Annotated in this window: 15 protein-coding genes; 5 read left to right on the top strand and 10 right to left on the bottom strand. The window is 64.8% G+C overall.

Annotated elements, in window-relative coordinates; genetic code table 11:
• Nucleotides 1-55: 55 nt before the first annotated feature.
• From murA to rpsT, 7 genes are all read right to left on the bottom strand, one after another.
• Complete coding sequence (murA, locus tag PMN64_RS25890) at nt 56-1,348, bottom strand: UDP-N-acetylglucosamine 1-carboxyvinyltransferase (RefSeq protein ID WP_411782674.1); 1,293 nt, start codon at nt 1,346-1,348, stop codon at nt 56-58.
• A gap of 165 nt (nt 1,349-1,513) precedes the next feature.
• Nucleotides 1,514-3,949: a DNA topoisomerase (ATP-hydrolyzing) subunit B gene (gene gyrB, locus PMN64_RS25885; protein WP_411782673.1), complete on the bottom strand. Its 2,436-nt coding sequence runs from the start codon at nt 3,947-3,949 to the stop codon at nt 1,514-1,516.
• Between the two features lie 490 nt (nt 3,950-4,439).
• A complete protein-coding gene (recF, locus tag PMN64_RS25880) occupies nt 4,440-5,576 on the bottom strand; it encodes a DNA replication/repair protein RecF (protein ID WP_411782671.1) in 1,137 nt (378 codons plus the stop codon).
• A 73-nt stretch (nt 5,577-5,649) separates the two neighbouring features.
• Entirely contained in the window at nt 5,650-6,015 is a 366-nt protein-coding gene (locus PMN64_RS25875) for an endonuclease domain-containing protein (RefSeq protein WP_411782691.1), read from the bottom strand.
• 78 nt (nt 6,016-6,093) lie between these two features.
• Nucleotides 6,094-7,212 (bottom strand): DNA polymerase III subunit beta, encoded by a 1,119-nt coding sequence (gene dnaN / locus PMN64_RS25870; RefSeq protein ID WP_074126563.1) that lies wholly within the window; start codon nt 7,210-7,212, stop codon nt 6,094-6,096.
• Between the two features lie 265 nt (nt 7,213-7,477).
• Nucleotides 7,478-8,908, bottom strand: a complete 1,431-nt coding sequence (gene dnaA / locus PMN64_RS25865) for a chromosomal replication initiator protein DnaA (protein ID WP_411782670.1) — start codon at nt 8,906-8,908, stop codon at nt 7,478-7,480.
• Between the two features lie 1,231 nt (nt 8,909-10,139).
• Nucleotides 10,140-10,406 carry a 30S ribosomal protein S20 gene (gene rpsT, locus PMN64_RS25860; RefSeq protein WP_016842667.1) on the bottom strand — a complete coding sequence of 89 codons (267 nt, stop codon included), beginning with the start codon at nt 10,404-10,406 and terminating at the stop codon, nt 10,140-10,142.
• Between the two features lie 374 nt (nt 10,407-10,780).
• Here rpsT and PMN64_RS25855 point away from each other — a divergent pair, with 374 nt between their 5' ends.
• From PMN64_RS25855 to PMN64_RS25845, 3 genes are all read left to right on the top strand, one after another.
• Nucleotides 10,781-11,098, top strand: a complete 318-nt coding sequence (locus PMN64_RS25855; RefSeq protein WP_016842666.1) for a hypothetical protein — start codon at nt 10,781-10,783, stop codon at nt 11,096-11,098.
• A gap of 130 nt (nt 11,099-11,228) precedes the next feature.
• Nucleotides 11,229-11,885, top strand: coding sequence for a peptide-methionine (S)-S-oxide reductase MsrA (msrA, locus tag PMN64_RS25850; protein WP_411782669.1), 657 nt, complete (start codon nt 11,229-11,231; stop codon nt 11,883-11,885).
• 173 nt (nt 11,886-12,058) lie between these two features.
• The gene (locus tag PMN64_RS25845; RefSeq protein WP_411782668.1) at nt 12,059-12,811 is read left to right on the top strand and encodes a polysaccharide biosynthesis/export family protein; all 753 of its coding nucleotides are present in this window, start codon (nt 12,059-12,061) and stop codon (nt 12,809-12,811) included.
• A 137-nt stretch (nt 12,812-12,948) separates the two neighbouring features.
• Here the strand turns inward: PMN64_RS25845 and PMN64_RS25840 are convergent, their stop codons facing one another.
• From PMN64_RS25840 to PMN64_RS25830, 3 genes are all read right to left on the bottom strand, one after another.
• Nucleotides 12,949-13,623 (bottom strand): dienelactone hydrolase family protein, encoded by a 675-nt coding sequence (locus PMN64_RS25840; protein WP_411782667.1) that lies wholly within the window; start codon nt 13,621-13,623, stop codon nt 12,949-12,951.
• Nucleotides 13,624-13,765: 142 nt separating this feature from the next.
• Entirely contained in the window at nt 13,766-14,101 is a 336-nt protein-coding gene (locus PMN64_RS25835; protein ID WP_411782666.1) for a hypothetical protein, read from the bottom strand.
• Nucleotides 14,098-14,883, bottom strand: coding sequence for an alpha/beta fold hydrolase (locus PMN64_RS25830; RefSeq protein WP_411782665.1), 786 nt, complete (start codon nt 14,881-14,883; stop codon nt 14,098-14,100). Before PMN64_RS25830 ends, PMN64_RS25835 begins: the two co-directional genes overlap by 4 nt.
• Nucleotides 14,884-15,192: 309 nt before the next feature.
• On the opposite strand from PMN64_RS25830, the gene PMN64_RS25825 reads away from it, so the two are divergent.
• Both PMN64_RS25825 and PMN64_RS25820 read left to right on the top strand, forming a co-directional pair.
• Nucleotides 15,193-15,684, top strand: a complete 492-nt coding sequence (locus tag PMN64_RS25825; protein WP_026192016.1) for a (2Fe-2S)-binding protein — start codon at nt 15,193-15,195, stop codon at nt 15,682-15,684.
• Nucleotides 15,681-16,877, top strand: a 1,197-nt coding sequence (locus PMN64_RS25820; protein WP_411782664.1) for a molybdopterin cofactor-binding domain-containing protein, incomplete at its 3' end; no start/stop codon positions are given. The genes PMN64_RS25825 and PMN64_RS25820, both read left to right, overlap by 4 nt.

Raw genomic sequence — 16,877 nt, 5'->3', positions numbered from 1 at the left:
CGGCACGCTTAGCACGGCAATCCGGCCGGAAGGATGGCCAAGCTGCCGCAGGGAATCACGATCGCGCGGGAATCCGCTTGATCTTGGCGCCGAGGGCGTTGAGCCGCTCATCGATCCGCTCATAGCCGCGCTCGATCTGGTCGGCGTTGTTGATGGTGGAGGTGCCCTCGGCACACACGGCGGCCAGCAGCATCGCCATACCTGCCCGGATGTCGGGCGAGTTCATCGGCGCGCCGCGCAGCCGGCTGGGGCCGGCGACGATCGCACGGTGCGGGTCGCACAGCACAATGCGGCCACCCATCGCGATCAAATTGTCGACGAAGAACATCCGGGATTCGAACATCTTCTCGTGCATCAGGATGACGCCGTCGCACTGCGTCGCGGTGACGATCGCGATCGACATCAGGTCGGCCGGGAAGGCCGGCCAGGGCTGGTCCTCGAGCTTCGGCACATGGCCGCCGAAATCGTCCTGGATCTTCATGGTCTGGCCGGACGGTACGACGAGGTCGTCGCCCTCGACGCCGCAGACGATGCCGAGCCGCTCAAAGCCCATCCGGATCGAGCGCAGATGCTCGACGCCGGCGCGCGCGATGCGCAGCGGCGAGCGGGTCACCGCGGCAAGCCCGATCAGCGATCCGACCTCGATATGGTCGGGCTGGATCGCGAAAGTCGTGCTGCCGAGCGTTGCCGGCCCGTGCACGACGATGGTGTTGGTGCCGACACCTTCGATCCTGGCGCCGAGCGCGATCAGGAAATTGGCGAGGTCCTGCACATGCGGCTCGGAGGCCGCGTTACGCAGATAGGTGGTGCCGCGGGCGGCGACCGCGGCGACCAGTGCGTTCTCCGTCGCGGTGACGCTGGGCTCGTCGAGGAACACGTCGGCGCCCTTCAGCCGCGTGGCGCGGAATTCGAGCCGGTGCGTCGCGGTGACGGTGGCGCCGAGCTGCTCGAAGGCCAGGAAGTGCGTATCGAGCCGGCGGCGGCCGATCACGTCGCCGCCGGGCGGCGGCAGCGCGACCTCGCCGCAGCGGGCGAGCAGCGGGCCTGCGAGCAGGATCGAGGCGCGGATGCGCGCGCACAGCGCCGGATCGAGATCGGCGGCGCGGATCTCCTTGGCATGAATCTGCAGCGTGTTGCGCTCGGTCCATTCGGCGGTGGCGCCGACCGAGCGGCACAATTCGACCAGCGTTTCGGTGTCGCGGATGCGCGGCACGTTGGTCAGCGTGACCGGGTGCTCGGTGAGCAGTGCCGCGGCGATGATCGGCAGCGCGGAGTTCTTGTTGCCCGACGGCTCGATGGTGCCCGAAAGGCGGCGGCCGCCTTCGACGATGTATTGGATCGGCGGCACGCGGAATGTCCCCTAACGCATCATTCAGACCGGGCCATTGGAAATTCCACAACGGAATCAATGGCCGTCCGGCACCGTAACACAACTTCCGGCGCAGCTTCCACACGAAAGGTAGCGCCGCGCCGGCGCCGAGAAGCGCACGCCCGCCCGGCCGTGCGTAGAACCCTAGATGTCGATGGTGGCGCTGAGCGAATTGTCCTGGATGAACTCGCGGCGCGGCTCGACCACGTCGCCCATCAGCTTGGTGAAGATATCGTCGGCCTCGTCGACCTCCTTGATCTTCACCTGCAGCAGCGAGCGCGCCTCGGTGTCCAGCGTGGTTTCCCAGAGCTGCTCCGGGTTCATCTCGCCGAGACCTTTGTAGCGCTGCAGCGAGATGCCCTTGCGGGCGGCGTCGGTCACGGCCTCGAACAGGTCGATCGGGCCGTGGATGATCTGCTCGGCATCCTTGCGCCGCAGCTTGCCCGCCCGCACGTAGATCTCCTGCAGTTCGGTCGCGTATTCATCGAGCTTGCGGGCGTCGGCCGAGCCGAGGAAGGCGTCGTCGATCACGGCGAATTCCCTGACCCCGCGCACGGTGCGCTCGAACTGGAACCCCTGGCCTTCCGTGAAGGTGCCGATCCAACCGCGCTCGACCTCTTCGGCCACGGCGTCCAGCCGCTTGGCGATGTATTCGGCCGCCGAATTGGCAGTGGCGATATCGCTCGTGATCCTGGGATTGAGCACGCCCGCGATCGCGGCCTGCTCGATGACGGCGCGATTATAGCGGCTGTGCAGGTTGCGCAGCACCGAGCGGATCACCCGTGCGTCTTCGACCAGCGACAGCAGATCACGGCCCGAGCGGTCGTCGCCGGAGGCCGGCTTGAAGACGCATTCGTCGAGCCCGGTCGAGATCAGATAGTCCTCGAGGGCGCGCTCGTCCTTCAGGTATTGCTCGGACTTGCCGCGCGAGACCTTATAGAGCGGCGGCTGGGCGATATAGAGATAGCCGCCATCGATGATCGAGCGCATCTGACGATAGAAGAAGGTCAGCAGCAGCGTGCGGATATGGGCGCCGTCGACGTCGGCGTCGGTCATCACGATGATCTTGTGATAGCGCAGCTTGTCGACCGAGAAATCGTCGCTGATGCCGGTGCCGAGCGCGGTGATCAGCGTGCCGATCTGCTCGGACGACAGCATCTTGTCGGGACGGACGCGCTCGACATTGAGGATCTTGCCGCGCAGCGGCAGCACCGCCTGGAATTCGCGGTTGCGGCCCTGCTTGGCGCTGCCGCCTGCCGAGTCGCCCTCGACGATGAACAGTTCGGATTTGGCCGGGTCCTTCTCCTGGCAGTCGGCGAGCTTGCCGGGCAGCGAGGAGACGCTGAGCGGATTCTTGCGGGTCAGCTCGCGGGCCTTGCGCGCAGCCTCGCGGGCCGCGGCGGCCTGGATCACCTTGCCGACGATCTCCTTGGCTTCCTTCGGATTCTCCTCGAACCAGGCGGCGAGCGCCTCGTTCAGGACGTTCTCGACCACCGGCCGAACCTCCGAGGACACCAGCTTGTCCTTGGTCTGCGACGAGAATTTCGGATCGGGCACCTTCACCGACAGCACCGCGGTGAGGCCTTCGCGGCAATCGTCGCCGGTCAGCGCGATCTTTTCCTTCTTCGCATTGGCGTCGGCATAGCCGTTGACCTGGCGGGTCAGCGCGCCGCGGAAGCCGGCCAGATGGGTGCCGCCGTCGCGCTGCGGGATGTTGTTGGTGAAGCACAGCACGTTCTCGTGGTAGCTGTCGTTCCACCACAGCGCCGCCTCGACACCGATGCCGTTGGCTTCCGAGCGCACCATGATCGGTGCCGGCACGATCGCCTTCTTGTTGCGGTCGAGATACTTGACGAATTCCTCGACACCGCCGGAATAGTGCATCTCCTCGCGCTTCTCGACCGCGTGACGCATGTCGGAGAGTACGATGTTGACGCCGGAATTGAGGAAGGCGAGCTCGCGCAGCCGGTGCTCCAGCGTCGCGAAATCATATTCGATGTTCTTGAAGGTCTCGGCCGAGGCGAGGAAGGTGACCTCGGTGCCGCGCTTGCCCGGGGCATCGCCGACCACCTTGAGCGGCGCCACGGCATCGCCGTGCGCGAATTCGATGTAGTGCTCCTTGTCGTCGCGCCAGATCCGCAGCGCGAGCTTGCTGGAGAGCGCGTTGACGACGGAGACGCCGACGCCGTGCAGACCGCCGGAAACCTTGTAGGAGTTCTGGTCGAATTTTCCGCCGGCGTGCAGCTGGGTCATGATGACCTCGGCTGCCGAGACGCCCTCTTCCTTGTGGATGCCGACCGGAATGCCGCGTCCGTCGTCGTACACGGTGACGGAATTGTCGGCGTTGAGGGTGACCAGGACGCGGCTGGCATGGCCCGCCAGCGCCTCGTCGATCGCATTGTCGACGACCTCGTAGACCATGTGGTGCAGGCCGGAACCGTCGTCGGTGTCGCCGATATACATGCCGGGGCGCTTGCGGACGGCGTCAAGGCCCTTCAGCACCCGGATCGATTCCGCACCATATTCAGCCGGAATGGGATGCTCAGATTCGGCAGGGGTCTGCCGGGCAGGTTCAGTCATGTGAGGCCTTCGAGGATGTCCCGAATCAGCTGCACAAAATGAGGCGCTGATTCCGCTATTTGTGCCATGAAAGAGGGGTTGCGCCTAGCGCAAAGTCTCCATCTACAAACTATTGAATAGATGGGATTTTTTAGGCCTTTTTCAAGGTCTTCAAAGGCGGATTCCGAGGGCTTTGAAAAGCCCGATTCGGTGGCGGATTCGAAGCCCTTATCGAGGCCGATTCTGCGCCGCCAGAAACATGATGAGACCAGGCTGAATTGGAGCGGCTTCGGAGGTTCGCTTCTCCCCGCTGGGCATGGGCGAACCGGGGGGCGAGGGAATGCTAGCGCAATTTCGGAATATTAGAATAATGTTCCTGAGTTGCCCGACGTGTCAAGCTGCTTGGTCGAACGCCGGCCGCCGCCGGCTACTTTGCATGGGGTTGTTTTCGATATTTTGGCAATGCGCTCTGCGACGGCGCCATCGCTTCAGATTGCCCTAGACTAGCCAATCAGCCGCGCCGTGTGGTGCGGCCGGATTCGATGTCGAAAATCTCCCCCCGAGGGCCGATGTCGACGAACGCCGCGGGATCGGCGCCGGTCATCCAGACCTGCGCGCCGAGCTTGGCGAGCTCGTCGAACAGCGCCTTGCGGCGGTTCGGATCGAGATGGGCGACGACCTCGTCGAGCAGCAGCAGCGGTACGATGCCGGTCATCTCCGCGACCATCGTGGCGTGCGCCAGCACCAGCCCGATCAAGAGCGCCTTCTGCTCGCCGGTCGAGGCGTCACGCGCCGGCATGTTCTTCGGCGCGTAGACCACCTGCAGATCGGTCAGATGCGGGCCGTCGAGCGTGCGCCCGGCGGCGGCATCGCGTGGCCGGCTGGCGCGCAGGATTTCGCGGTAGCGGTCCTCGACCGCGGTTGCGGGCTCTCGCAGCAGCGCGTTCTCCATCCAGCCGTCGAGCATGATCTCGGCGGAGGGGAAGGCCGAGGCGGCGCCGCGCTCGCGCAGCATCACGGCGAGCTTGGCGGCGGTCTGGCCGCGCGACGCGGCGACCGCGACCGCAAGCTCCGCGGTCTCGCGCTCGATCGCGTCACACCAATGGTCGTCATAGTTGCGCACCTCGAGCAGCCGGTTGCGCGAGCGCAGCGAGCGCTCCAGCGCGGAGACGCGGCTGGAATGCTCGGAATCGATCGCCAGCACCAGGCGATCGAAGAAGCGCCGCCGCTCCGAGGCGGCGCCCATGAACAGGCCGTCCATCGCTGGCGTCAGCCACACGATGCGCAGATGATCGCCGAACGCGGTCGCGGACCCCACCGGTTCGCGGTCGATGCGGCAGCGCCGCGTGCTGCCGGCGTCACCGGTCGGCGGATCGATACCGGTGCCGAGCGTGGCGAGGCCGAGCGCGCCCTCGACTTCGGCGGATACCGCCCAGGAGCCGTCACCCTGATTGTCGGCGATGTCCTCCAGCGTCGCGCGGCGCAGGCCGCGACCCGGCGACAGGAACGAGACCGCTTCCATGCAATTGGTCTTGCCGGCGCCGTTTGGCCCGACCAGCACCACCATGTCGCCGGCGACCTGCAGCGTCGCCGTCCGGTAATTGCGGAAATGCGTCAGCGACAGGCGGTGAATGCGGGACGGGGTCATCTCTCTTCCTTCCCCTCTCCCCCTGTGGGAGAGGGTGGCGCCTCACGAAGTGAGGCGACGGGTGAGGGGTATCTCACAGCTCGGCAAGCTTGGCGACAATGTCTTCCAGCACTGCCCCGGGCGTCCGCAAGGCGTCATTGTTCCAGTAGCGCAAGACCTGAAAGCCTTCCGCCGTAAGCGCGTCAGCCCTGGATGCATCATGCGGCGACGAAGCGTGCTGACCGCCGTCGATCTCGATGGCGAGGCGCTTCTCAAAGCACGCGAAGTCGAGAATGTAATTGCGAAATGGAACCTGCCTTCGAAATTTCAAGTGCGACAGGCGCCGATCGCGCAGCAGGCGCCACATCTTCGCTTCCGCGTCAGTCGGCTCTCGGCGCATCTTCTTTGCAAAAGTGCGGAGGCGTTCATCGGTCGGTCGATGGTGCGGCGTTCGCGGCACCAACCCCTCACCCGGCGCCTTCGGCGCCACCCTCTCCCACAAGGGGAGAGGGTGCAGTTGCGCGTGTGGAGAGGGTCATCACACCCGCATCGGCATCAGCACGTAGAGCGCGCCCTTGCTGTCGCGGTCCTGCACCAGGGTCGGCGAACCCGGATCGGCGAGCTTCAGCACCGCGACCTCGCCCTCGATCTGGGCGGCGATGTCGAGCAGATAGCGCGAGTTGAAGCCGATATCGAGCGCGTCGGAGGCGTATTCGACCTCGAGCTCCTCGGTGGCGCTGCCGGAATCCGGATTGGTGACCGATAGCACCAGCTTGCCCGCGGACAGCGCGAGCTTCACCGCGCGGCCGCGTTCGCTGGAAATCGTCGAGACGCGGTCGACGGCGGCCTCGAAATCCTTCTTGTCGACGACGAGTTCCTTGTCGTTGTTCTGCGGAATGACGCGGCCATAGTCCGGGAATGTGCCGTCGATCAGCTTCGAGGTCAGCACCACATTGCCGAGCGTGAAGCGGATCTTGCCGTCCGACAGCTCGATCGAGATCTCGGCGTCGTCGCCCTCGATCAGCCGCTGCACCTCACCGACCGTCTTGCGCGGAACGATCACGCCGGGCATGCCGGTTGCGCCCTTGGGCAGCGCGAGGTCGATCTGCGCCAGCCGGTGGCCATCGGTCGCAACCCCGCGCAGGGTCGCCGCCTTGGCGCTGCCGGCCGCGTGCAGATAGATGCCGTTGAGGTAGTAGCGGGTCTCTTCGGTCGAGATCGCGAACTGGGTGCGGTCGATCAGGCGCTTGATATCGGAGGCCGGCAGCGAGAACGAATGCGTCATGTCGCCGGCGGCAAGGCCCGGGAAGTCGCTCTCGGGCAGGGTCTGCAGCGTGAAGCGCGAGCGGCCGGCGCGCACGGCCAGCACCGAGCGGTCGCCATCGGCTTCCAGCACGATCTGCGAGCCGTCGGGCAGCTTGCGGACGATGTCGTAGAACATGTGCGCGGGCACCGTGGTCGAGCCGGCGGTTCCGGTCTCGGCGGCCAAGGTCTCCGTCACCTCGAGGTCGAGGTCGGTCGCCTTCAGCGACAATTTGGCGCCCTCGGCGCGGATCAACACGTTGCCGAGGATCGGGATGGTGTTGCGGCGCTCGACCACGCGGTGAACGTGACCCAGCGATTTCAGGAGTTGCGCGCGCTCGACGGTGACCTTCATTGCAATACCCGCCAGATCCCTCAGATGGAAAAGCCGGGCGGCCGTTCAGGGCAGCACCGCGGCATTGGAAACCCGAAAAGCCGGATCAATACCGGATTTGATCAAACCCACGGGGGGACCGCAAGGTGGCGCGGATGGGCGGCCGGTGCAAGGGATACGGGCGCGAAACGAGCCCCGTTCCCCACGTTTTGGGTCGGAAAAAAGTTTAGCCCTCCCCTTTGGCAAAGGGGAGGGCGATGGAACGAGCCGGCCGGATGAAGCGGCCCTATTCCTGTAGCTGGCGCTTCAGCGATTCGACTTCCTCCGAGAGTGTCGTGTCCTTGGCGACCAGTGCCTCAATCTTGCGCACGGCGTGCAACACCGTGGTGTGGTCGCGGCCGCCGAAGCGCCGGCCGATCTCCGGCAGCGAGCGCAAGGTCAGCGTCTTCGCCAGATACATCGCGACCTGACGCGGGCGCACCACATTGGCGGTGCGGCGGGACGACAGCAAGTCGGAGCGGCTGACATTGTACTGCCGGGCGACCACGCGCTGGATGTCCTCGATCTTGATCCGCTTCGGCTCCTGCGGGCGGATCAGGTCGCGCACCTCGCGCTCGGCCATCTCCAGCGTCACCGGCTGGTTGTTGAGCTTCGAGTGCGCCAGCAGGCGGTTGATCGCGCCTTCAAGGTCGCGGCCGTTATGGGTGATGGTGCGCGCCAGATAGTCGAGCACCTCCTCCGGCACGTCGAAGCTCGCATGGTGGACGCGGGCCGCGGCGACGCGCGACTTTAGGATGCCGAGCCGCAGCTCCTCGCCGAGCGAGCCCATCTCGACCACGAGGCCGCCGGCGAGCCGCGAGCGCACGCGGTCGTCGAGGCTTTCCAGATCGGACGGCGGACGGTCGGCCGCGATCACGACCTGGCGGCCGGCATCGATCAGCGCGTTCAGGGTGTGGCAGAACTCGGCCTGCGTCGACTTGCCTTGCAGGAACTGCAGATCGTCGATGACCAGCACGTCGATGCCGCGCAGCGCCTCCTTGAAGGCCAGCGCCGTCTGCGTCTTCAGCGCCGCGACGAAGCCGTACATGAACTTCTCGGCGGTGAGATACAGCACCTTGCGTTCGCCGCCGGAATTGCCGGACCAGGTCACCGCCTGCAGCAGGTGCGTCTTGCCGAGGCCGACGCCGGCATGGATGTAGAGCGGGTTGAACATCACGGGATCGCCGCGGCGACCTTCCGCGACCTGGCGGGCCGCCGCATGGGCCAGCGTGTTGGACCGGCCGACGACGAAGCTGGCAAAGGTCAGGCGCGGATCGAGCGGCGAGCCGCCGAGCGCGTCATGGCTTGCCGACACCGGCGCAGTTGCAAACGAGCGCAATTCGGGCGCAGGGCGGCCGTCGGTGCGCTCGATGCGGCGCACTTCGACGGGCGCAGCCGTTTCCTTCACCGGAGCCGTCGCACGGATCGCGGAGCGGACGGTAAGGTCGATCTTGTGCACTTCCGGCATCTCAGCCTGCCAGCAGGACAGCACGCGATCAGCGTAATGCGCCTGGATCCAGCTCTTGAGGAACCGGGTCGGAACCGACAGGTGCACGCTCTCGTCGTGCACGCTCTCCAGATCCATCCGTGCGAACCAGCTCGTGTAAACGTCCTCGCCAACGCTCGTCCGCAGACGTCCCTTCACCCGCGACCAGCGATCCTGTTCCGTGTTCGTCATTGCTTTCGTACTTCCAAGTCTGAGAGATATTCGTTGCGAAAGCGCCGCGCAGGTTTGCTGCCACGGCGCGACCTCTAGCGGACGCGGTCTGCTCCGTACAAAGCTCTCCCGTGCGGCGACCATGCGCCACCCGACAGATCAGCTGTTTGGAGAAGATGCGCCCCGCGAGGTCAGCGCGTACTCGACGGACGCTGCGGGTAGGAACTGACGTCCGAGGGGTTGATTACGGCACCACTGGAAATTTGCGCTTCGGCTGTCGTTGGTTCGACTGCAGTGATGATACCGTAAGGCATAAGTCCTCCCCCTCCCGCCGCGACGTATCGCGGCAAGTTGTCAGCTTGCTCGTGTCTTCAAATTCGAACTGCTGCTACCGAACACCGAAATGCCCGGCGCTTCGCCGCCGCCGTGTCGTCGTCAACCCGTTCACTCGCTCCGCGTTCCCGCTGCCAGATTCCGACCGACGTCCTGGTCTCTCTTGTTCGATCCCCCAAATTGCCGGGGACATCGCCGGAGAATTTTTGACACAGGTCGTCCGTCCTCATATCGCTATGAGCCGTCAATCCAGCTTCGCTTGGAAAGCGTCGCTAACGCACACACCGCCGCCGATTTGTGCGTCCGCCCCTGGGTCTCAAACCGCGCTGATCTGGAGAGCCGTGGGCGTCGCGAACAAGAAATAAATACACCAAGCACATTTCCTGACAATCCGTGGATTCGACGGGGGCCGAGACTCTTCGCGACTGTTGCGGCGCTGCCGACGCTGAGTTGCGAAAGCAAGTTTTTGAATCAGCGCACAGATTCACGCGCGTCACAAACGACGGTGCAATACCAAAAATTTTTCATAGAAAATTTACATTTGGTCTCGCGCCGGTCATTTTTCCAATCGCTGTCCAACGCTATGTGCATAAGTAATTCGCGAGACGTCATTTTTCTCGATTACTTTTGCAGGGTAACCCCGCTTCGCAGGTTTCGCCGCGAAATGCTTGCGCGCTATTCCATCTATCCAGCTTAGCGAAGGACAATCTGTGGGCGAGTGCGGCGCATTAAGCATGTTGAGCCGGTAGAACTACGGACGCGACGAAACGAAACATGACACGCAGTTCGTCGCGCGGCAACGCGAAGTGTTCTCGCGCTATGAAACTTCCACGACAAAAGTCGAGACAAAAACAAAAAGCCCGGCGCGAGCCGGGCTTCGTGACAAATGTGTCTTCCAGTCAGCTCACGCGCCGAGCTTTTACTTGGCGAGCTTGGCGATCCGCTGCGACAAACGCGACACCTTACGGCTCGCATTGTTCTTGTGAATGATGTTGCGCTGCGCTGCCTTCATCAGCTCGGGCTCGGCGCGGCTCATCGCCTTCAGTGCCGCCTCGCGGTCGCCGCTCTTGATCGCTTCCTCGACGGTGCGCACCGCGCCACGCATCTGCGTGCGGCGCGACTTGTTGACGATGGTGCGGCGGGCAATCTTGCGGGTCGCCTTCTTGGCGGAGGTGGTGTTGGCCATGGTTCTCTAACTGTCCTTCGGCGGTGATCGCTCGGTGGTCGGGCTTGCGCGCACCGGCCGGTTCAAATCTCAACTCTGATGTATTTGTCCAAGGTGGTTTTCTTGGGTGTCCTTGAGGCGGCCATGCGAGGAGCGCAAAATGCTGCCCCGCGCCTGCGGCACTGTCCAAAGAACAGCGGCGGCAGGATTGCGCCCGCCGCCATCGGCCGGTCTTATAGATGGCGCGGGCTGAAGCGTCAACGCTTTCGGGACCCAAAAAGGGCCCGAAATCGCCCCCGCGAGGGCCGGATAAGCCGCTGAAGAGGTTGAATTTCCGGGGGGCGCCCGGTAAGGCCTGACGACGCGTGGGGCGCGACTGGGAGTTAGGGTGACGCATGATCCGCGGCTTTTTCCGTCTGATCGGCCTTCTGCTGCTGGCCGGCAGCTTCATCTTCATGGTCTATGACGGGGCCCGCTACGTCGCCGACCAGAGCCTGCGGTTCACCCAATTCGGCCAGTTCTGGAACGACATCCACCAGTCGAGCCAGCAGGCATTCCATGCCTGGGTGGACCGCTTCGCGCCCTGGCTCTGGAATGACGTGATCCGCCTGCTTCTGGAGCAGCCGGTGTTCGCAGTGCTCGGCATTGCCGGCATCCTGCTGATGATCCTGTTCCGGCCGCGCAAGCCCTTGATCGGCTACGCGCGCGACTGACTTGTCGGCAGCCCTCCTTGGCTGCAGCCCTCAGTAACGGGGCTGCCATCATCCGCGTAAGGACATATATAGGTGACAGCCGGCCCGCAGGCTGTTGCCGCGTCGGCCGATGTCCCGCCTGGAGGTGTCCATGTTGTTCATGCGCAAGACCACCGCGTTGCCAAGCGCCGCCGAGGCGCTGCAGGGCCGCGCCACGCCGATCCCGACCGCGACCACCCATTTCGTCAATGGCAGCAAGTTGCAGCCGCCTTATCCGCAAGGCCTCGAACAGGCGGTGTTCGGGCTCGGCTGCTTCTGGGGCGCGGAGCGCAAATTCTGGGAACTCGGCGAGGGAATCTACACCACCGCGGTCGGCTATGCCGGCGGCCACACGCCGAACCCGACCTATGAGGAAGTATGCTCGGGGCGCACCGGCCACACCGAAGTGGTGCTGGTCGTGTTCGACCCGAAGAAGATCTCCTACGAGAAGCTGCTGAAGACGTTCTGGGAGAGCCACAACCCGACGCAGGGCATGCGCCAGGGCAACGACATCGGCACGCAATATCGCTCCGCGATCTACACGTTCAGCGACGCGCAGCGCAAAGCCGCCGACGAGTCGCAGGCGATGTATCAGAAGGCGCTGGCCGCCAAGGGCCTCGGCGCCATCACCACCGAGATCGCGCCGGCCGGCGAATTCTACTTCGCCGAGGACTACCACCAGCAATACCTCGCCAAGAATCCGGCGGGCTATTGCGGGCTCGGCGGCACCGGCGTGTCCTGCCCGATCGGCGTCGGCGTCACCGCCTGATCGTCTTGTTGAGAAAGAGCTCGCTCCGGAAAGCCGGTTTGCGCTCTTGCCGGGCACGGCGCTAAGCCAATGGGAGGCCGGCTTTTCCGGCCTCCCGCTCGACCCTCGAAAACCCTTTATTAACCATAAGTGGTGCAAGACTGGGCCTGTCTCGCCGTTGAGGGATAGGTCCGGTGCCGGTTGCACGCGCGTTACGATTGCCGATCACTGCCGTTGTGGCTGCGCTCGCGCTGTCTGGCTGCATGAGCACGTCCGGTCCCGTCGCCGTCGGCCCGCAAGGCGTCGATGCCGTCAGCTATGGTCCGGCCTACGCACCCGCTCCGGTTGCTGATGCAGGCGGCGGCGGTGCGATCAGCGCATTGCGTTCCGCCTTCGCCAGCGCGTCCCCTGGTTATGGCTATGCCGCGCCGGCCGCCGCCCCGGTCGTCTATGCCGCTGCCCCGGGTGGACCGCCGGCCGGTTACGACAACGGCTATCATCTTGGCCCCGGCGACAAGCTCCGCGTCGTGGTCTACGGCCAGGAAGGCCTGACCAATTCCTATGCGATCGACGCCGCGGGCGCGATCACGATGCCGCTGATCGGCTCGGTGCCGGCACGCGGCCGCACGCCGGCCGGGCTTGCCGGCGAAATCTCGGCACGGCTGCGCAACGGCTTTATCCGCGAGCCTTCGGTGGCGGTCGAGATCGAGTCCTATCGTCCGTTCTTCATCCTCGGCGAAGTCCAGGCCCCCGGCCAATATCCCTACGTGCCGAACATGACGGTCGAGAGCGCGGTCGCGATCGCCGGCGGCTTCTCGCCGCGGGCCCGCCGCGACAGCGTGACGCTGACCCACACCGATGCGTCCGGCTCCGGCCGCTTCGTGGTGCCGCTGGGCACGCCGATGAGCCCGGGCGATACGGTGTTCGTCGGCGAGCGCTGGTTCTGACGAAGGACAGCGTCCTTCGACTTTCCGGGGCGATGCGCAGCATCGAACCCGGAATCTCGAGGTTCGCCGGTGCGCAATTGCGCACCTGAGGTTCGCGCTTTGCGCGCCCCGGAACGACGGGTGGAGAAGCTCGCTTCCTATCGCTTCAAATGCTTTGCGAAAAATTCCATGCTGCGCGGCCAGGCGATGTCGGCGCTTGCCTTGTCGTAGCTGGCGCGCTCGTCGCAATGGAACCCGTGCTGCGCGCCGGGATAGATGAAGACCTCGACCTCGGGCCGCTTCGACTTGATGGTCTCGACATCGCTCAAGGGAATGCCGGCGTCCTTCTCGCCGAAATGCAGCTGCGTCGGCACTGCCGGCTTGTCGTCGGCGAAGCGCACGACGGCGCCGCCGTAATAGCCGACCGCGGCTGACAGCCCGGCGAGCTTGGTGGCGGCAGCATAGGCGACGCTGCCGCCGAGGCAGAAGCCGATGATGCCGACCGGCCCGACCGGTTTGACCGCGTCGATCGCGGCCTGGCTGTCGCGCAGCATCGCGGCCCAGTCCGGATTGGCGACGAACTTCCGCGCCTCGGCGATCTCGTCGGGGGAATAGCCGCTCTGGAAGTTCGGCGTGATGCGGTCGAAGATCGACGGCGCAACCGCGACATAGCCTTCCTTCGCCAGCCGGTCGCAGACCGAGCGGATGTGGTGATTGACGCCAAAGATCTCCTGGATCACGACGACCGCGCCCTTCGGCGCGCCGGCAGGATCGGCGCGGTAGGCGCCGAGTTCAAATCCGTCCGAAGCCTTGAGTTTGATGTCTTGTCCCATGGTCCATCCTTGTCATGTTGGGGGTTGCATGAAGGTCATCGACGATGTGGTCCAAAGCGCGATGACATTGTCGTCGCGCTTTGGCTCTTCGTTTGAGCGTGGCCTTTTCGGAAAACCGCTTCGCACGTTTCCGGACCATGCCCTAGCGCCACATCCAGTTCTCGCCCCAGTCGGCCTTCCAGCCGGTCAGCCGGTGCTTGCGGAATTGGAGGAAGAGACGGTCGTGGTGCGGAAACAGCCCGCTGCCGCCGAGGTCGCGGAAGGTCAGGAAGATCTCGTTGCCGGGCCGTCCGCTGACATAGGTGAGGGGCGTGCCGAGCGCGCGCTGCGCGTCCGCAACGCCCATGCCGAACGCCAGCGGCGTGGTGTTCGACAACGTCGCGGTGAACGTGGACGGGGCTGTGACGAACGGCCGCTTCTGCGCGCTCGCCCCTGTCGTGGCCGCAGTCAGCAACAAGGCAACGGCGATCGTCTTCATGGCGCGGTCTTTCCCGGCGCGCCCTCAAGGCCGTCCAGGAACGGCAGCACCGCGGCGATGAAGGCCTGCGGCTGGTCGATGTTGACGGCGTGGCCGGCGTTCGGAATCACCGCCTTCTGCGCACCAGGGATCTTTGCCGCCATGTAGTCGGACGCCGCCAGAAATGGCGTGTCGTCAGCGCCGACCACAACCAACGCTGGCACCTGGATCCCGGGCAGCGATTCGATCACCCGTGCATCACGCTGGGCCAGCATGCCGCGCGCCGCGAGCGCGAGGCCCCTGGCGTTGCGATGGGTGACCGACGCGCGCTCGGCGCTCAGCGATCTCAGCACCTCGAGCCCTTCGCGGTCGAAGCGGTCGCCGGTCTCGCGGGCGCGCTTGTTCCAGACCTCGCGGGCGTCGTCCTTCTTGAAGCCCGGGCCGGTGTCGATGATCAGCAGCGCCCGCACCCGCTCCGGATGGGCGCGATGAAAGGCGAGCGACATGTAGCCGCCGAGCGACAGCCCGCCGACGATCGCCTTGTCGGCGCCGGCGGCGTCGAGCAAAGCGGCGATGTCGCCGACCGTCAGCGCTTCGCTATAGGCATCGGGATCGTCCGGATAGTCGGATTGGCCGTGCCCGCGCATGTCCCACAGGATCAGCTTGTGCCGTTGCGACAGCGCCTCGATCTGGCCCTGCCACATCGCCGACGTCGAGGAATAGCCGTGGGTCAGGATCAGCGGCGGGCCGCTGCCGTGAATCTCGTAGTAGATGTCGACGCCGCTGCGGTTGAGCTTGGCCATTGACGGGCTCCTTGTGTTTCTCTCGCCGCTGTCATCGGACGGCGTTGCCGATCCCTGCTGCCGACGCTTTGAGCAAGCGCCAGTCGATTAGACACGAACGCTGGCATTCCAAAAAGCGTCATGCCGTTGCCGCATCGCACAACAGGCATCTTCGGAAATTTATTCTTTTCGAGCAATTCCAAATTGGATTGCCTCCAGCCGGGAACCGGATCATTGTTTCGGCAACTGTCGCTGACCCGGTGGGCGCCGGCCAAGACCCAACAGTGAGTTGCCGCCGTAAGCGGCTTCCTACACCGGAAGGGGAGAGAGATGCCAAATCTCAATATCAACGGACGGAATATGTCCGTCGAGGCGGCCAATGATACGCCGCTGCTTTGGGTCATCCGCGAGCAATTGCAGATGACGGGCACCAAATTCGGTTGCGGCGCCGGTCTGTGTGGCGCCTGCACGGTTCACGTCAACGGCGAAGCGGTGCGGTCCTGCCAGACCTCGGTCGCCGACGCCGTCGGCAAGAAGATCACCACCATCGAAGGCCTGTCCGCCAAGGGCGATCATCCCTTGCAGAAGGCCTGGGTCGCCGAGCAGGTGCCGCAATGCGGCTACTGCCAGTCCGGCCAGATCATGCAGGCGGCGGCGCTGCTGTCGAAGAACACCAACCCGACCAAGGAAGAAGTGGTCGCGCATATGGACGGCAATCTCTGCCGTTGCATGACCTATTCACGAATCCAGAAGGCGATCATGCGCGCTGCGTCCGACATGCGCACCGCATCGGCCACCGGATCCGAGCGGAGGGCCACATGAACAAGCACGTGAAAAACCTCGCGCCCGAGACGACCGATCTCAGCCGCCGTTCCTTCCTGGTCGGCACCGCTGCAACCGGCCTCGTGCTCGGCTACGCCGCGTCCGGCATCGACCAGGCGCTCGCGGCACCCGCAACCGCCAACTTCGAGCCGAGTGTTTGGTATTCGATCGCGCCCGACGGTCTCGTCACCGTGACATGCGGCAAGGCCGACATGGGCCAGCACGTCGCCTCGACCATGGCGCAGATCGTGGCCGAAGAGCTCGGCGCGAACTGGAAGGACATGCGGGTTCAGCTCGCCTCCAATGATCCGAAGTTCAACGATCCCGTGCTGGGCGCGCAGATCACCGGCGGCAGCTGGTCGACGATGATGAACTTCGACGCGATGAGCCGCGCCGGCGCCGCCGGCCGCATCGCATTGACCGAGGCGGCGGCGGCCTCCATGGGCGTGCCGGCCGGCGAGCTGGTGGTGCGCGATTCCAAGATCAGCCATGCGAAGTCGAAGAAGTCGATGTCGTTCGCCGAGGTGGTGAAGAGCGGCAAGGCGACCAAAACTTTCACGGCGGATGATCTGAAGGCGATCAAGCTCAAGACGCCCGACCAGTACACCATGATCGGCGTCTCGGTGCCACAGCTCGACATTCCGTCGAAGGTCAACGGCACGGCCAAGTACGGCATCGACGTGATGGTGCCGGGCATGGTCCACGGCGCGCTGGTCACCCCGCCGGTGCGTTACGGCGCCACCGTGAAGTCGGTCGACGATAGCGCGGCCAAGAAGCTGCCCGGCTTCATCAAGGCCGTCACCCTCGACGACAAGACCACAACCACGACCGGCTGGGTCGTCGCGGTCGCCAACACCTATGCGCAGGCGAAGAAGGCCGCGGCGGCGCTGAAGATCAGCTATGACGGCGGTCCGAACGCAAAACTGTCGAGCGAATCGCTGTTCACGGAAGCCAAGCGGCTTCAGGGATTGAGCGATTCCGGAGAGTTCTTCGTCAAGGACGGTGATCCGAACGCGGCGTTCGGCTCGGCGGCCAAGCTGTTGGAGGCGGAATACACCACCAACATCAACATCCATGCGCCGATGGAGCCGATGAACGCCACCGCGGAGTTCAAGGGCGACATCCTGCACATCTATTCCGGCAACCAGTTCGCGACGCGCTCCGGCGCGATTGCGGCCGGCGCCGCCGGGATC

The organism is Bradyrhizobium sp. UFLA01-814 (genome assembly GCF_046718885.1).
Taxonomy (GTDB): domain Bacteria; phylum Pseudomonadota; class Alphaproteobacteria; order Rhizobiales; family Xanthobacteraceae; genus Bradyrhizobium; species Bradyrhizobium elkanii.
The sequence above is the reverse complement of the archived record's forward strand: the minus strand, read 5'-3'. Positions and strand labels throughout refer to the sequence as shown.

Excerpts from the sequence above, each read along its gene's own strand:
- gyrB (WP_411782673.1), bottom strand. The coding sequence starts at position 3,949 with ATGACTGAACCTGCCCGGCAGACCCCTGCCGAATCTGAGCATCCCATT.
- recF (WP_411782671.1), bottom strand. The coding sequence starts at position 5,576 with ATGACCCCGTCCCGCATTCACCGCCTGTCGCTGACGCATTTCCGCAAT.
- dnaN (WP_074126563.1), bottom strand. The coding sequence starts at position 7,212 with ATGAAGGTCACCGTCGAGCGCGCGCAACTCCTGAAATCGCTGGGTCAC.
- dnaA (WP_411782670.1), bottom strand. The coding sequence starts at position 8,908 with ATGACGAACACGGAACAGGATCGCTGGTCGCGGGTGAAGGGACGTCTG.
- rpsT (WP_016842667.1), bottom strand. The coding sequence starts at position 10,406 with ATGGCCAACACCACCTCCGCCAAGAAGGCGACCCGCAAGATTGCCCGC.
- PMN64_RS25855 (WP_016842666.1), top strand. The coding sequence starts at position 10,781 with ATGATCCGCGGCTTTTTCCGTCTGATCGGCCTTCTGCTGCTGGCCGGC.
- msrA (WP_411782669.1), top strand. The coding sequence starts at position 11,229 with ATGTTGTTCATGCGCAAGACCACCGCGTTGCCAAGCGCCGCCGAGGCG.
- PMN64_RS25840 (WP_411782667.1), bottom strand. The coding sequence starts at position 13,623 with ATGGGACAAGACATCAAACTCAAGGCTTCGGACGGATTTGAACTCGGC.
- PMN64_RS25835 (WP_411782666.1), bottom strand. The coding sequence starts at position 14,101 with ATGAAGACGATCGCCGTTGCCTTGTTGCTGACTGCGGCCACGACAGGG.
- PMN64_RS25830 (WP_411782665.1), bottom strand. The coding sequence starts at position 14,883 with ATGGCCAAGCTCAACCGCAGCGGCGTCGACATCTACTACGAGATTCAC.
- PMN64_RS25825 (WP_026192016.1), top strand. The coding sequence starts at position 15,193 with ATGCCAAATCTCAATATCAACGGACGGAATATGTCCGTCGAGGCGGCC.